We start from the raw sequence: 19,919 nt of genomic DNA on the forward strand, positions 1-19,919 counted from the left end.
GGTGCGAGGGTAGCCTGGCGATCATGTTCGTCATGGAGCTCTCCTACACCGCGCCCGTCGAAGCCGTCGAGGAACAGATGGACGCTCACATCGCCTGGCTGGACGGCTACTACGCCTCCGGCGTCTTCCTGGCCTCCGGCCGCAAGGTCCCGCGCGACGGCGGGGTGATCCTGGCCGGCGGCGTCTCGCGCGCGGAGATCGAGAAGATCGCGGACGAGGACCCGTTCACGGTGGCGGGCGTCTGCGCCTACCGCATCACGGAGTTCATCGCGACGAAGACCTCGGGGGACCTGTCGACGGTCCGCGAGACCCTCCCGAACTGACGACCGGAGGAACCATGCAGCCCCGTCACGCCACCCCCGCCGACGTCCCCGAGCTGATACGCCTGCGCGCCGTCGCCCTCGCCTCCCTCGGCACGGACCCCGGACCGCCGGACTCCGCCTGGCGCGAGGTCGCCGACGGATGGTTCCGCGAACGGCTCACCGGGCGGCCGGACGTGGCCTGCCTGGTCGTCGGCGGAGCCCCCGGCGAACCACTGCTCGCCACCGGGATGGCCTGGGTCACCTACCACCTGCCCAGCCCCCGGTGGACCGACGGCCGGCGCGGCTACCTCGACGCCATCGTCACCGACGAGGCCGCCCGCGGCCGGGGCCACGGGCGGCGGATCGTGGACGGGCTCGTCGGCTGGCTGAACGGCATCGGCATCCACTACGTCCAGCTCCACGCGAGTTCCGACGGCGAACCCGTCTACCGGGCCGCCGGGTTCGTCACCGGCGCGTATCCCGGCATGGACCTGTTCACGACGCCGGCGACCTGACCGCCTCCAGCCGCGCCGCGCGCCCCTTCTCCCCGGCCGCCCAGCAGCCGCCGTCGGGCGTGCAGTCGACGGTGTCGTACGAGCCGCCGTCCAGGGTCCACCAGCTGCGGCCCGCGTCCGTGGTGACGTCGGTGCCGGTCGGGCCGACCGCCAGGGCGGCGGAGCGCCCGTACGGGTACCAGGCCACCCCCGAGCGGTACGCGGGCGGCGGGGTCGCGGCCTGGCTCCAGCTGCGGCCGGAGTCGGCGGAGCGGGCGGCCGCCAGGGGCGAGGCCTGGCCGGTGCGGTAGTCCCCGCCGACCGCGAGGCCCGTCGTACGGTCGCGGAAGGCCAGGGCGAACACCCCGCGCGCCGGGTCGCCGGCCGGGACGGTGGAGTCGGCGACCCGCCAGGTCAGGCCCCGGTCGGCGGAGTGCAGCACCCGCGCGACCGGCCCGCCACCGGTGGCCAGCCAGACGTCGCGCGGCCCGGATCCCACGAGGCACTGCCCGCTCGCCGCGAAACCGGCCTCCCCGGGCAGCGCCTGCGGCATCCCGGTGTCCGGCAGGACCCGCCAGGCGCGGCCGCCGTCGTCGGTGGCCAGGATGCGGAACCGGCCGTCCACCGAGTCGCTGACCGCCAGCCCGTGCCGGGAGTCGAAGAAGGTCATGCAGTCGTAGAAGGCCCGCGGGTCGGGGTTGCGGAAGGTCTCGGTCCAGGTGGCTCCGCCGTCCTCGGTGCGCAGGATCCGGGAGGCCTCGCCCTCCCCGATGGACAGGGCCACCGCGCGGCGCCCGTCGAAGGCCTCGATGTCGCGCAGTTCCAGCCCCTCGGCCACCGCCGCGGGCGGGGAGACGTCCTGCCAGCTGCGGCCGCCGTCGGCGGTGCGCAGGACCGTCCCCTTGGAGCCCGCCAGCCAGGCCGTACCGCGGCTGACGGCGGCGAGACCGCGGAAGCGGACGCCGGGCTTTCCGGTGTCCTTCACGGCCCAGCCCGCGCCGCGTAAGCCCTGCGCGTCCTGCGCACCCGCCCCGGAGGGCTGCGCCCCGCCGCTGTCCGCCTGTGCCGGGGCGGCCAGGACCCCCGCCAACAGGACTGCCGCGCACATGCCAACTCCCAGAAGTCTCATGGCGCCGGAAGCTAACGCACCCCGAACCCGCCGTCCAGGGCGCACCCCCGGCCCCACGGGGAACCGGGCGTGACCACCCCGGACGGCCCAGCGCTCCGGGAGGCGAGGACCGCCCTTTGGGCCTGTGGAGTGAGCGGTAACCAGCCTTACTTCGACCTCTCCAGGACCCGCGTCGGCCACGGAGAGCCCTTGACCCGCCCTCCCCTTCCGGTGACTCTGTGCGATGACACGGACGACATCCGGCCAATCGGTGACACAGCTCACGTCATTCGCCCTGCACGGATTTGCCGATTCCGGCGTCTATCCGGTTGCCGGGTCCCACCCCATGCCCCGGCAGCAGATCCGCAGCAAGGGAGCGAGCCTTGATCACTGTCATCGAGCAGGCCGTACAGGCCCGACTGGTCGCCACCGCGCCGAAGGTCGAGACCGTGCCCGTCACCCTCTGCTACGACCGGGCGGACCCCTTCGCCGTCCGCATGGCCTTCCCGGCCCTCGCCACCCTGGAGGGGGTCGAGGTGTCGTGGACCTTCGCGCGCGAGCTGCTGAGCTCCGGGCTCCGCCACCCCTCCGGCTGCGGCGACGTGCGCGTGCGCCCGTACGACGGGGACCGGACGACGATCGAGTTCCACGCGCCCGAGGGCGTGGCGATCGTGCTGGTGATGACCGCCGAGCTCCAGCGGTTCCTGGAACGGACCTCCGCGCTCGTACCACCGGGGCTGGAGCACCTCCACCTCGACATGGACCACAGCCTGGCCGAGCTGATGCGCGGACCCCGCTGACTTTTATTCGTTTGCGGGCGGCTCCGGCCGCCCGTAATTTCGTCGGTGCCCCATCGCCGCCGAAACGGAGTAGGACATTGCTCTTCTGAGGTCCGAGACACCGACCACCACCGCATCCCTGTGACAGTCGGCTGTCTCCCCGCGTTGCACGCACCATTCACGCAACCTGGAGGCCTCCATGAGTCATGCCCCTACTTTCATCACCTGCTCCGCCCTGTCCTTCGACTGGCCCGACGGCACCCCCGTCCTCGACGGGTTCCAACTGGCCGTCGGACCCGGCCGAACCGGCCTGATCGGCCTCAACGGCTCGGGCAAATCCACCCTGTTGAAGCTGATCTCGGGTGAACTGACCCCGTCCGGGGGCCAGATCTCCGTCGCCGGGACGATCGGGTACCTCCCGCAGGACGTCACCTTCGACACCACGCTCCGCGTGGACGAGGCGCTCGGCATCCGCACGGCCCGCGCCGCCCTGCACGCCATCGAGGCGGGCGAGGCGACCGAGGCGAACTTCACGGCCGTCGGCGACGACTGGGACGTGGAGGAGCGGGCCCTGGCCACGCTCGACCAGCTCGGTCTGGCCGGCATCGGCCTGGACCGGACCGTCGGCGAGCTGTCGGGCGGCGAATGCGTCCTGCTGCGGCTGGCGGCCCTGCTGCTCGCCCGGCCGGACGTACTGCTGCTCGACGAGCCCACCAACAACCTGGACCTGCGCGCCCGGCGCCGCCTGTACGCGGCGGTCGAGTCCTGGTCCGGGGTGATGCTGCTGGTCAGCCACGACCGGGAGCTGCTGGACCGGGTCGATCAGATCGCCGACCTCCGCGACGGCGAAGTCCGCTGGTACGGCGGGAACTTCACCGACTACGAGGAGCTGCTCGCCGCCGAGCAGGATTCGGCCGAGCGGATGGTCCGGGTCGCGGAGGCCGACGTACAGCGCCAGAAGCGCGAACTGTCCGAAGCCCACGCCAAATTGGCGCGGCGCAAGCGCTACGGGCAGAAGATGAACGACACCAAGCGCGAACCGAAGATCGTCATGGGTGCCCGCAAACGCGCCGCCCAGGAGTCGGCGGGCAAGCACCGCATCATGCACACCGAGAAACTGGCCGACGCCCGCGAGCGGCTGGACCAGGCGGTGGAAGCGGTGCGCGACGACGACGAGATCCGGATCGAACTGCCCGCCACCCAGGTCCCGCCCGGCCGCAGGGTGCTGACCCTGAGCAATCTGCGCCTGGCCCACGGGGCCGTGGCGGCGGGCGAGTGGGAGCTGCGCGGTCCGGAGCGGATCGCGCTGGTCGGCGGCAACGGCTCGGGCAAGACGACGCTGCTGCGGACGGTCGCCGGGCTGCTGGCGCCCGAGTCCGGGGAGGCGCTGACGCACGTGCCGACGCGTTTCCTTCCCCAGCGCCTCGACGTACTGGACGACGACCGCTCGGTGGTGGAGAACGTGGCGCGGTTCGCGCCGCACGCCACGAACAACCTGATCCGGGCGCGGCTCGCGCACTTCCTGTTCCGGGGCGCCCGGGCGGACCGGGCGGCCGGCACCCTCTCGGGCGGCGAACGCTTCCGGGCGGCGCTGGCGGCGCTGCTGCTGGCGGAGCCGGCTCCGCAGCTGCTGATCCTGGACGAGCCGACGAACAACCTGGACCTGGCGAGCGTGCGGCAGCTCACCGGCGCCCTGGAGTCGTACGAGGGCGCGTTGCTGGTGGCCAGCCACGACGTGCCGTTCCTGGAGTCGATCGGCATCACGCGCTGGCTGCTGCTCGACGGCGAGCTGCGGGCGACCACGGCCGAGGAGGTCAGGCGGTCGCGGTGGCACGACTGAGCCCCGCGGCACGACCGGGCCCACGGCACGGCTGAGCCCGGTGGCCGGGGGGCCCGGTGGCCGGGCGGGCCCGGCCTCACCGCGGCAATAGGGCCCAGGACCGGTCCCCGCCGGCCGCCTCGACCGCCTTGGCCAGCAGCCACATCGAGCGGCTGCGGCGGCTGCGGCACTCCTCGCTCGCCTCGGGCGAGGAGTGCGCGGGGTGCTGGTCGTAGAGGACGATCCGCAGCGCGTCGAACTGCCGGCGGATCCTGGTCACCCCCTTCGCCGCCGGGGGCTTCCCGGGTGCCGGGCAGTCCTTCCCCGGACTACGCGACCGACTCGATCGACGCCCTCCGCGCCCTGATCTCCGCCGTCAAGGCGGGAGCCGCGGACCACCTTCTGGCGTGATTCTTGCCTTTCTCTGCCCGCTCAGAGGGCTCTCAAACTGCACAGATAGCCGGATGTAACCGGACAGAACGATGCCTGGGGCTTGGCTGGCCTTGATGTCGCGCTTAACCTACGACTCCGTAGGCTACGGAACCGTAGGTAATTCGCTTTGTCCCCAGGAGCACCCGTGACGATCACCTCTCCCCACCTCGGCAGCTCGGAGGCGTGGACCGACGCCAAGCTGCTGTTCGCGCTGGAAGAGGTGGTCGAGAAGGAACTCAACCGCCATCTGAAGGTCACCAAGGACTGGATGCCCCACGAGTACGTCCCGTGGAGCGACGGCCGGAACTTCCCGGGCCTCTTCGAGGACGGCGAAGCCTGGGACCCGCAGCAGTCCAAGGTCACCGACATCGGCAAGATCGCGCTGGTCGTGAACCTGCTGACCGAGGACAACCTCCCCAGCTACCACCACGAGATCGCGACGCTCTTCGGCCGCAACGGCGCCTGGGGCACCTGGGTGCACCGCTGGACCGCCGAGGAGGGCCGTCACGGCATCGTGATGCGCGACTACCTGCTGGCCTCGCGCGCCGTGGACCCGGACAAGCTGGAAGCGTTCCGCATGCAGCACATGTCCGAGGGCTTCGAGTCGGACAACAGCCACTCGATGCTGCACTCCGTGGCGTACGTGGCCTTCCAGGAGCTCGCGACCCGCATCTCGCACCGCAACACCGGCCACCAGTCCGGTGACCCGGTCTGCGACCGGATGCTGGCCCGTATCGCGCAGGACGAGAACCTGCACATGATCTTCTACCGCAACCTGCTGGGCGCGGCCTTCGAGATCGCCCCGGACCTGACGATGCAGGCCGTGCGGGACGTCGTCGTGAACTTCCGGATGCCCGGCCACGGCATGCCCGGCTTCGAGCGGATGGCCGCGCAGATGGCGATCGGCGGGGTCTACAACCTGCGGATCCACCACGACGACGTGCTGAGCCCCGTGATCCGCTTCCTCAAGATCATGGACATCGACGGCCTCGGCCCCGACGGGCAGAAGGCCCAGGAGGAGCTCGGCCTGTTCATGAACGGCCTGGACAGCGAGGCCCGCAAGTTCGACGAGCGCCTGGCCGCCCGCGCCGCGCGCATCGCGGCCCGCAAGGGCTGAGCCCCCGCCTTCCCCGCCGCCGCGCCCGCGGCCGGTGACCGAACCCCGGCAGAGCCCCGCTCCGCCGGGGTTCCGCGTACCCCCGGCCGGGCGGGATCCGGTCAGGCCCGGGGGCGCAGCGCGCGGCGCTCGGACTCCGAGAGGCCGCCCCAGACGCCGAAGCGCTCGTCGTTGGCGAGGGCGTACTCCAGGCAGGCCGCCCGCCCCTCGCACGCCCCGCACAGCCGCTTCGCGGCGGTGAGCGAGGAGCCCGGCTCCGGGAAGAAGAAGCTCGGGCCCGTCTGCGCGCACAGCGCGAGGTCGTACCAGGCGGGTGCGGTGGTGGTGTTCATCGGCATGGGCCGATCGTGGACGCTCCCGATGGACGTCCGATCAACGCCTGATCAACACTCCGTCGGCCGGCGGGCGGTCCCGCTCCCCACAACATGAACGATCGTGCGTTCGGTAAGCTGGGGTGATGGCAGACGGGCGCGTGGAGCGCGGCAACCAGACCCGCCGGACCGTGCTCGGGCGGACCACGGAGATCGCGTCGGTGGACGGCCTGGAAGGCCTGTCCCTGGGGAAGATCGCCACCGACCTGGGCCTGAGCAAGAGCGGGGTCTTCGCCCTGTTCGGCTCCAAGGAGGACCTCCAGCTGGCCACCGTCAGGGCCGCCGCGGAGGTCTTCGTGGAGCAGGTCGTACGGCCCGTGCGCGCGGAGCCCGCGGGGATCGCCAAGGTCTGGCTGCTGTGCGAGCGCTGGCTCGGCTACTCGGCGCGCCGGGTCTTCCCGGGCGGCTGCTTCTTCTACGCCGTCTCCGCGGAGTTCGACGCGCGGCCGGGCCCCGTACGCGACGAGATCGCCGGGGCCCGCTCGGACTGGACCCGCTACGTGGAGCGGCTGCTCGACGAAGCGCGGCTGGCCGGGGGGTTCCGCGAAGGGGCGGGCGCCGAACAGGTGCCGCAGGTGGCCTTCGAGATCATCGCGCTGATGGAACTGGCCAACGCCCACTCGGTGCTGCACGCGGACCCCGTGGCGTACGAGCGGGCCGGCCGGGGGATCCTCGACCGGCTGCGGGCCCTGTCGGCCGCCCCGGAGGAACTGCCGGAGCGGCCGGACGCCGCGGGCTACACCGTCTGACCGGTATCGGCGTCGGCCCGTACGGACCGGGGCACGCCTCCGGCCCGGGCCCCTCCGGCTCCGGCCCCGGGCTCCGCGAGGAACGCGGCGGCGGCCGCGATCACGTCCGGGTCCCCCAGGATCCGGCGGTGGCCCAGCCCCTGGGTCTCGATCAGCCGGGCGCGCTCCCCGAAGGCCGCGGCGATGGCCCGTGACTGCCCGGGCACCGACATGTCGTCCTCGGTGTCGTGCACCAGCAGGATGCGCGCCGGGCTCTCGCCGGGGTCCCGGCGGGCGTCGAGGCGGCGCCAGATGTCGGGGGTGTCGGCGAAGACCCGGTGCTCGACGTGGCGGCGCAGGGCCCGCTCGGCCGCCGGTCCGACATCGAGGAAGCGGCGGAACCCGTCGACGAGGTAGTCGAAGTGGGCGATGCCCGCGAGGGCGACGACCCGCTCCACGCGGACGCCCTCGCGCAGCGTGAACAGCGTCGACAGCACGCCGATGGAGTGGGCCACCACCGCCGGGAACGGCCCGTACTCGGCGTCGAGCCGCCGGATGATGTCACGGAAGTCCCGGATCGAGGCGGCCCGGCCGCCGGACTCCCCGTGCCCGGGGGCGTCGAAGGCCACCACGCTGTGCCCCTGCGCGAGGAGCACCTCGACGAAGCCGGCGAACCGCGAGGCGCGCGAGGACCAGCCGTGCACCAGCAGGACGGGGTGCGCCCCGTCGCCCCAGCGGTACGTGGCGACCCGCACCCCGCCGACGTCCAGCCGGCCGGTCTCGGCCCGGCCCATCACCCCCGCCTCCTCGGGCCGCAGCCGGGGCCGCCCGAGGGGCCGGATGAACAGCCCGAAGGCGATCCGCCCGGCCGGCCCGGGGGCGACCCGGGCGGCTATGTCGAGGGTGGTGCTCAGGAGTGAAGCCAAGGGACGCATGCCCGGTTCTCCGGATCTCCTCGGAAGGCCAGATGCCACTGGCAGGATGCGGAGATATTAGCACGGTCGTTCGTGTTCTTTTCTGGCCGCATGACACCCGCACACGGCAGCCCCTCACCGAGGCCGCCGGAAGAGACGGCCTAGTGCTGTGACCGGAAAGGTTCACCGTGTCGCGGCGCCCGGCACGGCACCTCGCGGCGTTGTCGGACCACCCGAGTACGTCCAGTACGAGCGGCGGCCCTCCGCCTTGCGAGGTACCGCACCGGACACCGCGACCCGGCAAACCTTTCCGGCCACAGCACTAGACGCCCGCGCCGCCCAACCAGCACGCGAGGACGTCGAAGTCCTCGCCCGTCAGGCCGGTACGGGGGTCGACGCGGTGCAGGAGCGTGGGGGCCGGGTGGTGGGCCGCGGTCCAGGCGCGGTCGGCGGGGGTGATCTCGTCATCGGCCCAGGCGTACGGGCGGCCGGCCGCCCAGGCGGAGAGGTGGCGGGTCTTCCAGTGCAGCCCGTCCCGGCCCTCCGCCTCGGAGGGCTCCGGCCAGTCGACCACCGCCAGGTCCGGCAGGCCGATCCGCGGGGCGACGGCCTCGTTGGCCTGGTCGCCCCAGGTCGTGGCCCACACCAGCTCGCACGGCAGCCGGAGCAGCCGGGGGCCGAGGGCGGGGTCGAGGCGGCCGAGCAAGGGGTTCCCCGAGGACTCCCACCGGCCGGGCGCCACCCGGTACCCCGTTCCCCCGAAGGGGATCAGCGGGCCGTCGACGTCGAGGAAGAGCAGTGCTGCCATGCCCGCACCCTAGGTCACGGGACGAGGACCAGACGGCCGCGCAGGCCGCCCCCGGCCAGGCGGCGGTGGGCTTCCGGGGCCTGCGCCAGGGGCAGGGTCCCGGCGACCCGCAGGGTCAGGCGCCCGGCGTCGACGAGCGCGGACAGGGCGGCGAGCTGCGCGCCGTCGGCCGCCACCCACAGCTCCGCGACCCGGATCCCGCGCAGGGCGACCGGCGCCGCTCCCGCGACGACGGAGACGAAGGCGCCCCGGTTGCGCACCGCGCCCAGCGCCGGGACTCCGAGCACGGCCGCGTCCAGGGCCCCGTCCGCTCCCCCGGGCACGGCCGCCCGGACCCCCTCGGCCAGGTCCGCCCCGCGCGGGACGAACCACTCGGCGCCGGCGGACCGTACGAACTCCTCGTCCGCCGGGGCCGCCGAAGCCACCACCCGCAGCCCCCGTTCGACGGCGAGCTCCACCGCGAAGCCGCCCACCGCGCCCGCGGCCCCGGTCACCAGCAGGGTGGAGCCGGGGGCCAGGCTGAGCAGGTCCAGCCCCTGCCACGCGGTGAGCCCGTTCAGCGGCAGGGTGGCCGCCGCCGGGGCGCCCGCCGAGCCGGGGGCCGGGGCTACCGCGCCCACGTCCAGCACCACGGCCTCGGCGTAGGTGCCGAGCGGGACGTCGAGCCGGTCGCGCAGGCCGATCACCCGGTCCCCGACGGCGAAGCCCGTCACCCCCGCGCCGGTCTCCTCCACCACCCCGGCCACGTCCCAGCCGATCCCGGTGACCTCCCGGGGCGCCATCAGCCCCGCCGCCTCCAGCGCTCCCGCCCTGGTCGCGGCATCCACCGGGTTGACGGCGGCGGCCTCGACCCGGATCCGCAGCCGGCCCGGGCCTGTGGCCGGCACCGCGGTCTCCACGTACTCCAGCACTTCGGGCCCTCCGGCCGAACGCACCACCACTGCCCTCATGTTCCTGCCCCTCCTCGACCGCCCGTCCTTCCTCGGTCCTCACCGTAGGAAGGGCAACCCGCAGGAGGTAGAAGGCACTTCGAAGTGCGTACCGCACCCGGAGGTGAGCGGGCCGGGCGGCCGGGCCCGGGGGTCAGTCGTCGTGCTTGGCGCGGCTCGGCTGGACCCGCTTGGGCTCGCCGGGCATCTTCGGGTAGTCCGGAGGGTAGGGCATGTCCCCCAGGCCGTGTTCGTGTTCGTCGCGGGCGGCGAGCTCCAGCACGGCCTCCAGGCCGAAGGCGTGCTCGTCCATGTCGGCGTGCAGGTCGCCCAGTTCGGCGAACCGCGCCGGCATCGTCACGATGTCGAAGTCGCGCGGCTCCGCGTCGTCCACCTCGTCCCAGCGCAGCGGCGCCGAGACCGGGGCGTGCGGGCGCGGGCGGACGGAGTAGGCCGAGGCGATGGTGCGGTCGCGGGCGGTCTGGTTGTAGTCGACGAAGATCCGCTCGCCGCGCTCCTCCTTCCACCAGGCGGTGGTGACCTTGCCCGGCATGCGCCGCTCCAGCTCCCGGCCCAGGGCGATCGCGCACCGGCGGACCTCGGTGAAGGTCCAGCGCGGCTCGATCGGCACGAACACGTGCAGCCCGCGCCCGCCCGAGGTCTTGGGCCAGCCGCGCAGGCCCAACTCCTCGAGCAGGACCCGTAGTTCGTGGGCCGCCGCCACCGCGTGGTGGTAGTCGGTGCCCGGCTGCGGGTCCAGGTCGATGCGCAGTTCGTCGGGCCGGTCGGTGTCCTCGCGGCGCACCGGCCAGGGGTGGAAGGTGAGGCAGCCCAGATTCGCGGCCCACAGGACGGCGGCCGGCTCGGTCGGGCAGATCTCGTCCGCCGTGCGGCCGCTGGGGAAGGCGATGTGCGCGGTCGGGATCCAGTCGGGCAGGTTCTTGGGGGCCCGTTTCTGGAAGAAGGACTCCCCCTCCACCCCGTCCGGGAACCGCTCCAGGGTCGTGGGCCTGTTGCGCAGGGCGCGGATGATCCCGTCGGCGACGGCGAGGTAGTACTCGGCGACGTCCCTCTTGGTGAGGCCCCGCTCCGGGAAGTACACCTTGTCCGGGCTGGACAGCCGTACCGTCCGCCCGCCGGCTTCGAGCTCGATCGCACCACCCGCAGCACCCATGTGCGCCACGGTAGGCGGGCTCGACCGGGGGCGCATACCGGGCGGGGCCGGACGTACCACCGCAGAATCTCAGGTATGGATCTGCCGGTGATGCCCCCCGTGAAGCCGATGCTCGCCAAGTCCGTGGCGAAGATCCCGCCCGGGATGCAGTACGAGGCCAAATGGGACGGCTTCCGCGCGATCGTGCACCGCGACGGCGACGAGGTCGAGATCGGCAGCCGCACCGGCAAGAGCCTGACCAGGTACTTCCCCGAGCTGGTGAGCGCGCTGAAGGAGAATCTGCCGCCCCGCTGCGTCGTGGACGGGGAGATCGTGGTCGTCCACGGCCGGCGGCTCGACTTCGACCGGCTGACCGAGCGGATCCATCCCGCCGCCTCCCGCGTGAAGCTGCTGGCCGAGACGACCCCGGCCAGTTTCGTCGCCTTCGACCTGCTCGCGCTCGGCGACGAGGCGCTCCTCGACACCCCGCTCGGCGAACGCCGTGCCGCCCTCACCCGTGCCCTGTCCACCGCTCGGCCCCCCGTGCACCTCGCGCCCGCGACCACCGACCCCGCACTCGCGCGGGAGTGGTTCGAGCGGTTCGAGGGCGCCGGACTGGACGGGGTGGTCGCGAAGCCCCTCGACCTCCCCTACCGGCCCGATGCCCGGATCATGTTCAAGATCAAGCACGAGCGTACGGCGGACGTCGTCGTCGCGGGTTTCCGTTTCCACAAGAGCGGTCCGATCATCGGATCGCTCCTCCTCGGCCTGTACGACGAGCAGGGCGCGCTCCAGCACGTGGGCGTCTGCGCCGCCTTCCCCATGAAGCGCCGGGCCGAACTCGTGGAGGAACTGGAACCACTGCGCATGCCGGATCCGGCCGGCCACCCCTGGGCCGCGTGGGCCGAGGAGTCCGCGCACGAGAGCGCCCGGCTGCCGGGCGCGCAGAGCCGCTGGACGGGCAAGAAGGACCTGTCCTGGGTGCCGCTGCGCCCCGAGCGGGTCTGCGAGGTGAAGTACGACCACATGGAGGGCGACCGCTTCCGGCACACCGCGCAGTTCGGCCGCTGGCGGCCCGACCGGGAACCGGAGAGCTGTACGTACGCCCAGCTCGAGGAGGTCGTCGGCTACGACCTCGGCGAGGTACTGGGCTCCCCCGGCTGAGCCGGGCCCCCGGTCGGGGTTTCAGGCTGCCGTGAGCTTCTCCCACTGCGCCCGGTCCGGCCCCGTGCCGCCCGGCACCCAGTCGGGCCGCGCGGCGAGCCAGCGCGCCACCCGGGCCCGGATCCCCGGATCCGCGTAGGCCGTTCCGGGCGGTTCGGCCAGGTGCCGGACCCTGGCCCGGGCCCGCATCACCTCCGGGTCGTCCAGCGCGCACTCGAACAGCGCGGCCACCCCGCGCGCCGTCCCCGTACGCCGCGCCGCCCCCGTCCGCCCGGCCCCGCCCGTCCGCCCGGCCGCACCCGCCAGCCCGGCCACCCCCGTGGAGAACCGCTCCCCGATGGCCGCGTCGGCGACGACCTGGTAGTCGAACCAGGGCTTCAGCGTCCACACGGCCCAGTCGTGGTAGCCGGCGGCGAACCGGGCCGAGCCGGGGTCCTGGTGGGCCGTGCGGGCCACCCGCCGCGCCGCCCACAGGGCGAGGGAGGTCCCCTGCCCGAGGGTCGGGTTGGTGTGGGTGAGGGCGTCCCCGACCGGCACCAGCCCGCTCACCACCGGCCCCCGCTCGTCGGCCAGGGCGTGCCACCGGTTGTCCAGGCTCGCGGTGGCCAGCACCCCGGTCAGCGGTTCGGCGCCCAGTCCCAGCCAGGCGCCGCCGGGCGGGAAGGCCCGGGCCGCGGCCTCGAAGACGCCGGGGTCGCGCAGGGCGGACCGGGTGGGGTCCGAGGTGTGGAGGAACAGGGTCACGGCGAAGACCCGGTTGTCGGCCGGGAAGACGGCGCAGCCCGCGAAGCCGCCGCCGGTCACCGTCCAGGGGCGGCGCGGCCCCTCCTCCATGCCCGGGGGCAGCCGGTACCAGCGGCAGAAGTACGCGAGCCCCGTGCGGTGCCGCTCGGCCGTACCGGGGCGGCAGCCGGCCGCCGCGAGCCATCGCGCGACCCCGCCGCGGCGGCCGGCCGCGTCCACGACGAGGTCGCCCCCGTACGCGCCGCCGCGGGTGCTCACCCCGGTCACCCGGATCCCGGACCCGGCCCCGGCCCCGGCCGCCGTCATGAGCCCGGTGACCGGCTCCCCGTGGCGCAGCACCACGCCCGGTTCGGCGCGCAGCGCGGTGGCCAGGGCGCTCTCCAGCACGATGCGCCGGGCCTCGATCATGACCAGGTCCTCGTCGCCGGGCCGCGCGGGCGGCCGTACGTCGAACCAGTCCAGCTCGTGCCGCTCGCGGGCGCCGAGCCGGAGCATCTCGGCGTGGACGTCGGGCAGCTCGGTGCGCAGCAGCGTGCGGGCGGCTCCGAGCAGGACGTGCGGCTGGGCCGCCTGCGGTACGGCGGGGCGGCGCCAGCCGAAGGAGTCCCGGTCGAGGGCGGTACCCGGAGCACGGGGGTCGTTCTCGAACACTTCGGCCGTGTGTCCTTGCCGGGCCAGGAGCAGGGCGGTGGCCGCCCCCGCGACCCCTCCGCCGATGAGCAGCACGTGCGCCATGCGGATCCCCCTGGACGGACGAGACGGACGAGGACGAAGTACGACGATCGGACCGCCAGAGCCTGCACTGCCGCGACCTGGCCGAAACTCGTACATCTGTCCGACATTCGTATCTGCGTCCACTACCTGTATGGGGCAGTTGACAAATCGGCTTGCCGAAGCGGCAAATGGGGACATGGCTGCCGACGAACGCGACGAGGAACTCGCCGGGGTGCTCACCGCCGTGGGGCCGCGGCTGCGCGCACTGCGCCAGCAGCGCGGGGTCACCCTGGCCCAGCTCAGCGAGACCACCGGGATCTCGCTCTCCACCCTGTCCCGGCTGGAGTCCGGGCAGCGGCGGCCCACCCTGGAGCTGCTGCTCCCGTTGGCCAAGGCGCACCGGGTACCGCTCGACGAGCTCGTCGGCGCGCCCGAGACCGGGGATCCCCGGATCCGCCCGCGCCCCTTCGTCCGGCACGGCAACACCTACATCCCGCTGACCCGCAACCTCGGCGGTGTGCAGGCCTACAAGCTGATCCTGCCGCCGCTGGACGGACCCCCGCCCGAGCGCGAGCTCCGCACCCACGAGGGCTACGAGTGGCTCTACGTGCTGTCCGGGCGCGTACGCCTGCTGCTGGGCGAACACGACCTGGTCCTCGGCCCCGGAGAGGCGGCCGAGTTCGACACGCGCGTCCCGCACGTCTTCTTCAACGCGGGACCGCAGACCGCCGAGTTCCTCAGCATGTTCGGCCCCCAGGGCGAGCGCATCCACGTACGGGCCAAGCCCACCGCCCGGCCCCAGGAAGGAAACCCCGCATGAGCACCCCCCGATCCGCCGTACGGATCGTCCCCGAGCCCAACGCCATCGTCGGCGTCGGCCTGATCGTGCTCGGCGCCGACGGCCGGCTGCTGCTCGGCCAGGCCCACGACGGCCGCTGGGAACTGCCCGGCGGCAAGGTGGACCCGGGGGAGGCCTTCGAGCAGGCCGCCGCCCGGGAACTCGCCGAGGAGACGGCGCTACGGGCCGCCCCCGAGGACATCCGCGTGCTGGCCGTCCAGCTCTACGCCGGCCCGGAGCAGACCCGGCTGACCGCCGCCGCGCTCACCGGCTCCGCCGAGGGCACACCCACCGTCACCGAACCCGACAAGATCGCCCGCTGGCGGTGGTTCGCCCCGGAGGAGATCCCGGGCGCGCTCTACGCCCCCACGGCCGCCGTGCTGCGCGCCTGGAAGCCGGACCTGCCGGGCCTCCCGCGCGTGCCCTCGCACGACTACCCGACCACACCGACGACGCCGACGACCCAGGCGGCCCAGGCGGCCCAGGCACCCCAGGCACCCCAGGAGACGATCTAGCGACGCCCCCGGACACCTGAGGGGCGGCCCGGAGCCCGCCCTACCCCCGCCCCGCCCCCACCCCCGGCATCGCCGCGAAGTTCCCCTCCCTCAGGTCCTCCGCCAGCAGCCGCTTGGCGATCGCGTCCGCCGCCACCCGCAGTTCGGCGCTGCGCGGCCGCCCGCGGTCCTTCTCCAGCTGGTCCCCCAGCCAGTGCGCCCATGCCGCCGAGATGACGTCGGCCTCCCGCTGCCCGCCCGGAGTGAGCGCGAAGAAGCCGTTCTCCCGCGCCAGGTAGCCCTCGTCCGCCATCCGTTCGAACACCGGCAGCAGTACCTCCGGGGGCACGGACCGGCGCGAGGCCATCAGGCGCAGGCTGGCGTGGCCGACCGTCCGGGTCAGCAGGTCCACCTGCATGACCGCCCAGGCGCCGGCGATGTCCAGCCGCGTGTCGGAGCCGTTCACGATCGCGCGGGCGGTCTCCGGCCCCATGGTCCGTACGAGTTTGCCTACCGCCAGCTCCAGCAGCTTCGCCGAGTCCCCTGAGGCGGTGGCCGGGGAGGCGAAACCGTCGCCCATGTCGGTGGATCCGGCCCGCGCGGTGTCCCGTAGCGGGACCTGCTTGAGGAACAGCGCGACCACGAAGCCGACCACGGCCACCGGCACGGTCCACAGGAACACCGTCTGCAGGGTGTCCGCGTACGCCGCGATCACCGGGGCGGCCGCCTCCGGGTCCAGCCCGCGCACCCCCTGCGGGCTCTGCGCGGCCGCGGCCAGTTCGGCCGGGTCCTGCCCGGTGGCGGTGGCGGCCTCGCCGACCGCCGTCTTCAGGGCGGGCTCCAGGGTGTTGGCGTAGATGGTCCCGAAGACCGCCGTCCCGAAGGAGCTGCCGAGCGTACGGAAGAAGGTGACGCCGGAGGTGGCGGTGCCGAGGTCGGCGTAGTCGACGGTGTTCTGCACGGCGATGGTCAGTACCTGCATGCACAGGCCGATGCCGGTGCCGAGGACGAACATGTACAGCGATTCCAGCCACGCGTCGGTCTGCGGCCCCATGAGCGACAGCAGGTACAGCCCGACGCCCATCACCGCGCTGCCCACGATCGGGAAGATCCGGTAGCGGCCCGTCTTGCTGGTGACGTTCCCGCTGAAGACGGAGGCGATCAGCAGGCCGATGACCATCGGCAGCGTCCGTACGCCCGACACGGTGGCCGAATCCCCGTCCACGTACTGGAGATAGGTCGGCAGGAAGGTCATGGCGCCGAGCATCGCGAAGCCGACGACGAAGCTCAGTACCGAGCACACCGTGAAGACCGGATTGCGGAACAGCCGCATCGGCAGCATCGGTTCGGCGGCCCGGACCTCGGCCAGGCAGAACAGCGCCAGGGCGATCGCGCCGCCCGCGAACAGGCCGATGATCATGCCTGAGGTCCAGGCGTACTCGTTGCCGCCCCAGCTCGTGGCCAGGATCAGGGCGCTGGAGCCGATCGCGACCAGGGCGATGCCGAGGTAGTCGACGACCGGCCGGCCGACGGCCCGTACCGAGGGGATGGTGCGCGCGGCCGCGACGACCACGAGGATCGCGATGGGGACGTTGACGTAGAAGCACCAGCGCCAGGTCAGGTGGTCGGTGAACAGCCCGCCCAGCAGCGGTCCGATGACGGTCGCGACCCCGAAGACGGCACCGATCGCGCCCTGGTACTTGCCCCGTTCGCGCAGCGGCACCACATCGGCGATCAGCGCCATGGAGGTGACCATCAGGCCGCCCGCGCCGATGCCCTGCACGCCCCGCCACAGGATGAGGAGGGTCATGTTGCTCGCGAGGCCGCACAGGAAGGAGCCGGTGATGAAGATGATCGCCGAGACCTGGAAGATCAGCTTCCGGCCGAACATGTCGCCGAACTTGCCCACCAGCACCGTCGCGACGGTCTCCGCGAGCAGATAGGCGGTGACCACCCACGACATGTGGTCCCCGCCGCCGAGGTCCGCCACGATCGTGGGAAGGGCCGTGCCCACGATGGTCTGGTCGAGGGCCGCCAGCAGCACGCCCAGCATGATCGTGCCGAAGACGACGTTGCGCCGCCGCCGGTCGAGCACGGGGGGCGCCGCGGCCGGCGCGGCGGGGGCAGTGGTCACATCTCGCACTCTCACAGCGCCCCCGCCGCACCGCACCCGGCACGGGGCCGTACGGGTGGGTCCCGGCCGGGATCAGCGCAGGTAGGCCAGTCCCGGGTGCTCCGCCGCGTACCCGTCCAGCAGGCGCCGGGCCACGGTCACGGAGTCGACGAGCGGGTGCAGCGCGAAGGCCTTCACCGCGTCCGCCCGCGAGCCGCTCGCGGCGGCGGCCAGCACCTCCCGCTCGACCGCCTTCACCGAGGTCACCAGTCCCACGGCGTGCAGCGGCAGCGGGTCCACCGCCACCGGGTGCGCGCCGTTCGCGTCGACGAGGCAGGGCACCTCGATCACCGCCCGGTCGTCGAGCACGGACAGGGTGCCCCGGTTGCGGACGTTGAGGATCAGGGTGGCCCGCTCGTCCCGGGCGACGGCCCGCATCAGCGCGAGCGCGACCCGCTCGTAGCCGCCGGACTCCAGGTCGCTCTCCTCGCGCTCGCCGACGCCCGCCACCTCGCGGTTCTCGGCCATGTACGTGGCCTCGCGCTCGGCCCGGGTCCGGTCCCAGGCGGCCAGGGCCGCCCCGGCGGGCGCTCCGGGCCGGCCGGCCTCGGCGTAGAAGCCGCGCTGCTGGTCGCGCAGGAACGCGCCGCGCGTCTGCTTCACCTCTTGGTAGGCCCGTACGGTGTCACGGTTGAAGTAGTAGTAGTGCAGGTACTCGTTCGGGACCGCGCCCAGCGAGCGCAGCCACTCGGCCCCGAAGAGCCGGCCCTCCTCGAAGGACTCCAGGGCCTCGGTGTCGGCCAGCAGCCGGGGCAGTTCGTCACGGCCGCCGATCCGCAGGCCCCGCACCCAGCCCAGGTGGTTGAGGCCGACGTAGTCGATCCAGGCCTCCTCGGGGCGGGCGCCGAGCAGCCGGGCGATCCGGCGGCCGAGACCCACCGGTGAGTCGCAGATCCCGATGACCCGGTCCCCGAGCTCCTCGGCCATGGCCTCGGTGACGATGCCCGCCGGGTTGGTGAAGTTGATGACCCACGCCCCGGGGGCGGTACGGGCGATCCTGCGCGCGAGCTCCCGGGCCACCGGCACCGTCCGCAGGCCGTACGCGATGCCGCCCGCGCCGACCGTCTCCTGGCCCAGCACTCCCTCGGCCAGGGCGATCCGCTCGTCGGCCGCGCGGCCCTCCAGGCCGCCCACGCGGATGGCCGAGAAGACGAAGTCGGCGCCGCGCAGGGCCTCGTCCAGGTCGCCGGTGGCGGTGACCCGGGGGGCGTCCGGCACCCCGGCGGCGGCCGCCTGGTCGGCGAGCACCCGGGCCATGGCGGTGAGCCGGCCGGAGTCCTCGTCGTAGAGCGTCACATGGGACACCCTTCCCTCGGCGTGATCGCCGAGGAGGGCTCCGTAGACGAGCGGTACGCGGAACCCGCCCCCGCCGAGGATGGTCAACCGCATGCCCGTACCGCCCTTCGCCGTTCACGACCGGTGCCACGGCCTCCCGGGACCTGCACCCCGCACCCGGGGCACTCCCGCGCCCCGCGCCACCCGCCCCGCACTGCCGCGCCACCGCACCCGATGCCACGATCGGTGACATCCGCGCGGTGACACGGATCGTGGCACGTTCCGTGGCACGGGCCGCGGCCCGGCCCCGGCACGAGCCGCGGCACACGCTTCAGGGCACCAGTGTCCCCCGCCCGCTCAGTCCACCGGCGACGGCACGGCCCGCAGCCGCGCGCCCTGCTGCTGCGGGAATCCGGCGCCACCGCGCACGGGGCCGGTGGGCAGACCCTGCGGGGCCGAGAGCACCAGGGTGACCCGGGTGAGTCCCATGCCCTCCAGCATTCGGCTGGATTCCGCCACCATGCGGCACCGCACCAGACCCCAGCCGGGGTCGGGGTGGCGTACGGTCCGCACCGCGCCGTCCTGTTCCGCGGCCAGCTCCCCGTGGGTGCTCAGCCAGTGCGGAACCCCGTACCGGTAGGCGGCCTCCATGAACGGGTCACGAGCCACCTCCTGGCGGATGCTGCGCAGCCCCTCGTCCTCCGGGGCGGCGGCCAGCGCGTTCGCGAACTGGGCCAGCAGGGGCACGCACCAGGCCGGTTCGTGGTCCTCCAGCACGGCCGCGGCGTCCGGGTGGAACAGCACGAAGCGCAGGAAGTTGTCGTCCGGCAGGGCCGTCGGGTGCGGGCGCACCGTCTGGAAGAGCCGGTCGAACGCCGAGTTCGTGAGGGCCACGTCCCAGCGGTGGTCCACCAGGAAACTCGGGTACGGCACGGCCTCCATGAGGGCCGCGTAGTCGACGAGGTAGTCGCGCTGGGCCGGATCCTGCGGGAGCCGGTTCTCCTCCGCCGCACGCCAGGTGGGCGGCGGGTCCCGGTCGACCATGACCCGGAAGAGCCAGAAGCACTGCCGCTCGCTCATCTCCAAGGCCTCGGCCAGGGCGAGGAGTTTGCGGTCCGTCCATTCCTTGACGAGCCCGCGCTCCCAGTTCCCGTAGGCACGGACACTGATGCGCAGCCTTGAAGCGAGGTCCTCCTGGCTCAGGCCCAGCTCCTCACGGCGCTGGCGCAAAATCTCCTTGCGCCGCTCCGACCGTACTGCGCCACGCGCGGACTCCTCGCCCGCCAGGCGCTCCTCACCGGCTCGGACGAGGCCATCGGACTGGCCCACCGCTGCGAGATGTGGCACCGAGAGCTCCCCCTCCTCACGGTCTGGATCTTCATTTCCGTGTGGCGATCCTGCTACCGACTTCATTCGAGTGTCAACTATCGTGGCAATTCCAGCCTTGCGACAGCTCATTCCCGCCACAGCTGTGGCAAGTTCTGGCTCTCCCGAGGCATACCGGATAGATTCCCTGAGGCCGACCACGTGCCCACTGACCTCGCGCGATCTAGGAGAACCACT

At 73.3% G+C, this 19,919-nt stretch carries 20 protein-coding genes; 9 read left to right on the forward strand and 11 right to left on the reverse strand.

What is annotated here, in order from left to right:
- The first annotated feature begins 23 nt into the window (after positions 1 to 23).
- Entirely contained in the window at positions 24 to 323 is a 300-nt protein-coding gene (locus OOK31_RS05725) for a YciI family protein (protein WP_267011217.1), read from the forward strand.
- A 14-nt stretch (positions 324 to 337) separates the two neighbouring features.
- Complete coding sequence (locus OOK31_RS05730) at positions 338 to 817, forward strand: GNAT family N-acetyltransferase (RefSeq protein ID WP_267011218.1); 480 nt, start codon at positions 338 to 340, stop codon at positions 815 to 817.
- Here OOK31_RS05730 and OOK31_RS05735 read toward each other — a convergent pair.
- Positions 798 to 1,904, reverse strand: coding sequence for an oxidoreductase (locus OOK31_RS05735; RefSeq protein ID WP_267011219.1), 1,107 nt, complete (start codon positions 1,902 to 1,904; stop codon positions 798 to 800). The two genes, OOK31_RS05730 and OOK31_RS05735, sit on opposite strands and share 20 nt — an antisense overlap.
- Before the next feature lie 383 nt (positions 1,905 to 2,287).
- Between OOK31_RS05735 and OOK31_RS05740 the strand changes: the two genes are divergently transcribed.
- Both OOK31_RS05740 and OOK31_RS05745 read left to right on the forward strand, forming a co-directional pair.
- On the forward strand, positions 2,288 to 2,704 hold the full coding sequence (locus OOK31_RS05740) for an SsgA family sporulation/cell division regulator (RefSeq protein WP_267011220.1): 417 nt from the start codon (positions 2,288 to 2,290) through the stop codon (positions 2,702 to 2,704).
- A gap of 178 nt (positions 2,705 to 2,882) precedes the next feature.
- Positions 2,883 to 4,523 (forward strand): ABC-F family ATP-binding cassette domain-containing protein, encoded by a 1,641-nt coding sequence (locus OOK31_RS05745; RefSeq protein WP_267011221.1) that lies wholly within the window; start codon positions 2,883 to 2,885, stop codon positions 4,521 to 4,523.
- A 76-nt stretch (positions 4,524 to 4,599) separates the two neighbouring features.
- Here OOK31_RS05745 and OOK31_RS05750 read toward each other — a convergent pair whose 3' ends face one another.
- Positions 4,600 to 4,782 (reverse strand): hypothetical protein, encoded by a 183-nt coding sequence (locus OOK31_RS05750; protein ID WP_267011222.1) that lies wholly within the window; start codon positions 4,780 to 4,782, stop codon positions 4,600 to 4,602.
- Between the two features lie 297 nt (positions 4,783 to 5,079).
- Between OOK31_RS05750 and OOK31_RS05755 the strand changes: the two genes are divergently transcribed.
- On the forward strand, positions 5,080 to 6,051 hold the full coding sequence (locus OOK31_RS05755) for an acyl-ACP desaturase (RefSeq protein WP_267011223.1): 972 nt from the start codon (positions 5,080 to 5,082) through the stop codon (positions 6,049 to 6,051).
- Between the two features lie 101 nt (positions 6,052 to 6,152).
- Here OOK31_RS05755 and OOK31_RS05760 read toward each other — a convergent pair whose 3' ends face one another.
- Positions 6,153 to 6,389: a WhiB family transcriptional regulator gene (locus tag OOK31_RS05760; protein ID WP_267011224.1), complete on the reverse strand. Its 237-nt coding sequence runs from the start codon at positions 6,387 to 6,389 to the stop codon at positions 6,153 to 6,155.
- Positions 6,390 to 6,508: 119 nt separating this feature from the next.
- Between OOK31_RS05760 and OOK31_RS05765 the strand changes: the two genes are divergently transcribed.
- Positions 6,509 to 7,171 carry a TetR/AcrR family transcriptional regulator gene (locus OOK31_RS05765; RefSeq protein ID WP_267011225.1) on the forward strand — a complete coding sequence of 221 codons (663 nt, stop codon included), beginning with the start codon at positions 6,509 to 6,511 and terminating at the stop codon, positions 7,169 to 7,171.
- Here OOK31_RS05765 and OOK31_RS05770 read toward each other — a convergent pair.
- The 4 genes from OOK31_RS05770 to ligD all read right to left on the reverse strand — a co-directional run bounded on the left by OOK31_RS05770 (position 7,159) and on the right by ligD (position 10,975).
- Positions 7,159 to 8,076 (reverse strand): alpha/beta fold hydrolase, encoded by a 918-nt coding sequence (locus tag OOK31_RS05770; protein ID WP_267011226.1) that lies wholly within the window; start codon positions 8,074 to 8,076, stop codon positions 7,159 to 7,161. The genes OOK31_RS05765 and OOK31_RS05770 overlap by 13 nt on opposite strands.
- A gap of 310 nt (positions 8,077 to 8,386) precedes the next feature.
- The gene (locus OOK31_RS05775; RefSeq protein WP_267011227.1) at positions 8,387 to 8,872 is read right to left on the reverse strand and encodes an HAD domain-containing protein; all 486 of its coding nucleotides are present in this window, start codon (positions 8,870 to 8,872) and stop codon (positions 8,387 to 8,389) included.
- A 14-nt stretch (positions 8,873 to 8,886) separates the two neighbouring features.
- Positions 8,887 to 9,822 carry an NADP-dependent oxidoreductase gene (locus tag OOK31_RS05780; protein WP_267011228.1) on the reverse strand — a complete coding sequence of 312 codons (936 nt, stop codon included), beginning with the start codon at positions 9,820 to 9,822 and terminating at the stop codon, positions 8,887 to 8,889.
- Between the two features lie 133 nt (positions 9,823 to 9,955).
- Positions 9,956 to 10,975 (reverse strand): non-homologous end-joining DNA ligase, encoded by a 1,020-nt coding sequence (gene ligD, locus OOK31_RS05785; RefSeq protein WP_267011229.1) that lies wholly within the window; start codon positions 10,973 to 10,975, stop codon positions 9,956 to 9,958.
- 75 nt (positions 10,976 to 11,050) lie between these two features.
- Here ligD and OOK31_RS05790 point away from each other — a divergent pair, with 75 nt between their 5' ends.
- Positions 11,051 to 12,118, forward strand: a complete 1,068-nt coding sequence (locus tag OOK31_RS05790; RefSeq protein WP_267011230.1) for an ATP-dependent DNA ligase — start codon at positions 11,051 to 11,053, stop codon at positions 12,116 to 12,118.
- Between the two features lie 21 nt (positions 12,119 to 12,139).
- On the opposite strand, the gene OOK31_RS05795 is transcribed toward OOK31_RS05790, so the two are convergent.
- Positions 12,140 to 13,597: an NAD(P)/FAD-dependent oxidoreductase gene (locus tag OOK31_RS05795; protein ID WP_267011231.1), complete on the reverse strand. Its 1,458-nt coding sequence runs from the start codon at positions 13,595 to 13,597 to the stop codon at positions 12,140 to 12,142.
- Between the two features lie 175 nt (positions 13,598 to 13,772).
- Between OOK31_RS05795 and OOK31_RS05800 the strand changes: the two genes are divergently transcribed.
- Complete coding sequence (locus tag OOK31_RS05800) at positions 13,773 to 14,396, forward strand: helix-turn-helix domain-containing protein (protein ID WP_267011232.1); 624 nt, start codon at positions 13,773 to 13,775, stop codon at positions 14,394 to 14,396.
- A complete protein-coding gene (locus OOK31_RS05805; protein WP_267011233.1) occupies positions 14,393 to 14,929 on the forward strand; it encodes an NUDIX hydrolase in 537 nt (178 codons plus the stop codon). Before OOK31_RS05800 ends, OOK31_RS05805 begins: the two co-directional genes overlap by 4 nt.
- 40 nt (positions 14,930 to 14,969) lie before the next feature.
- Here the strand turns inward: OOK31_RS05805 and OOK31_RS05810 are convergent, their stop codons facing one another.
- From OOK31_RS05810 to OOK31_RS05820, 3 genes are all read right to left on the reverse strand, one after another.
- Positions 14,970 to 16,961 carry an MDR family MFS transporter gene (locus tag OOK31_RS05810; RefSeq protein WP_267011844.1) on the reverse strand — a complete coding sequence of 664 codons (1,992 nt, stop codon included), beginning with the start codon at positions 16,959 to 16,961 and terminating at the stop codon, positions 14,970 to 14,972.
- 153 nt (positions 16,962 to 17,114) lie between these two features.
- The gene (locus OOK31_RS05815; RefSeq protein ID WP_267011234.1) at positions 17,115 to 18,470 is read right to left on the reverse strand and encodes a 6-phospho-beta-glucosidase; all 1,356 of its coding nucleotides are present in this window, start codon (positions 18,468 to 18,470) and stop codon (positions 17,115 to 17,117) included.
- A gap of 243 nt (positions 18,471 to 18,713) precedes the next feature.
- The gene (locus OOK31_RS05820; protein ID WP_267011235.1) at positions 18,714 to 19,703 is read right to left on the reverse strand and encodes a helix-turn-helix domain-containing protein; all 990 of its coding nucleotides are present in this window, start codon (positions 19,701 to 19,703) and stop codon (positions 18,714 to 18,716) included.
- Positions 19,704 to 19,919 lie beyond the last annotated feature (216 nt).

The sequence above is a fragment of the Streptomyces sp. NBC_00249 genome, from assembly GCF_026342355.1.
GTDB lineage: Bacteria > Actinomycetota > Actinomycetes > Streptomycetales > Streptomycetaceae > Streptomyces.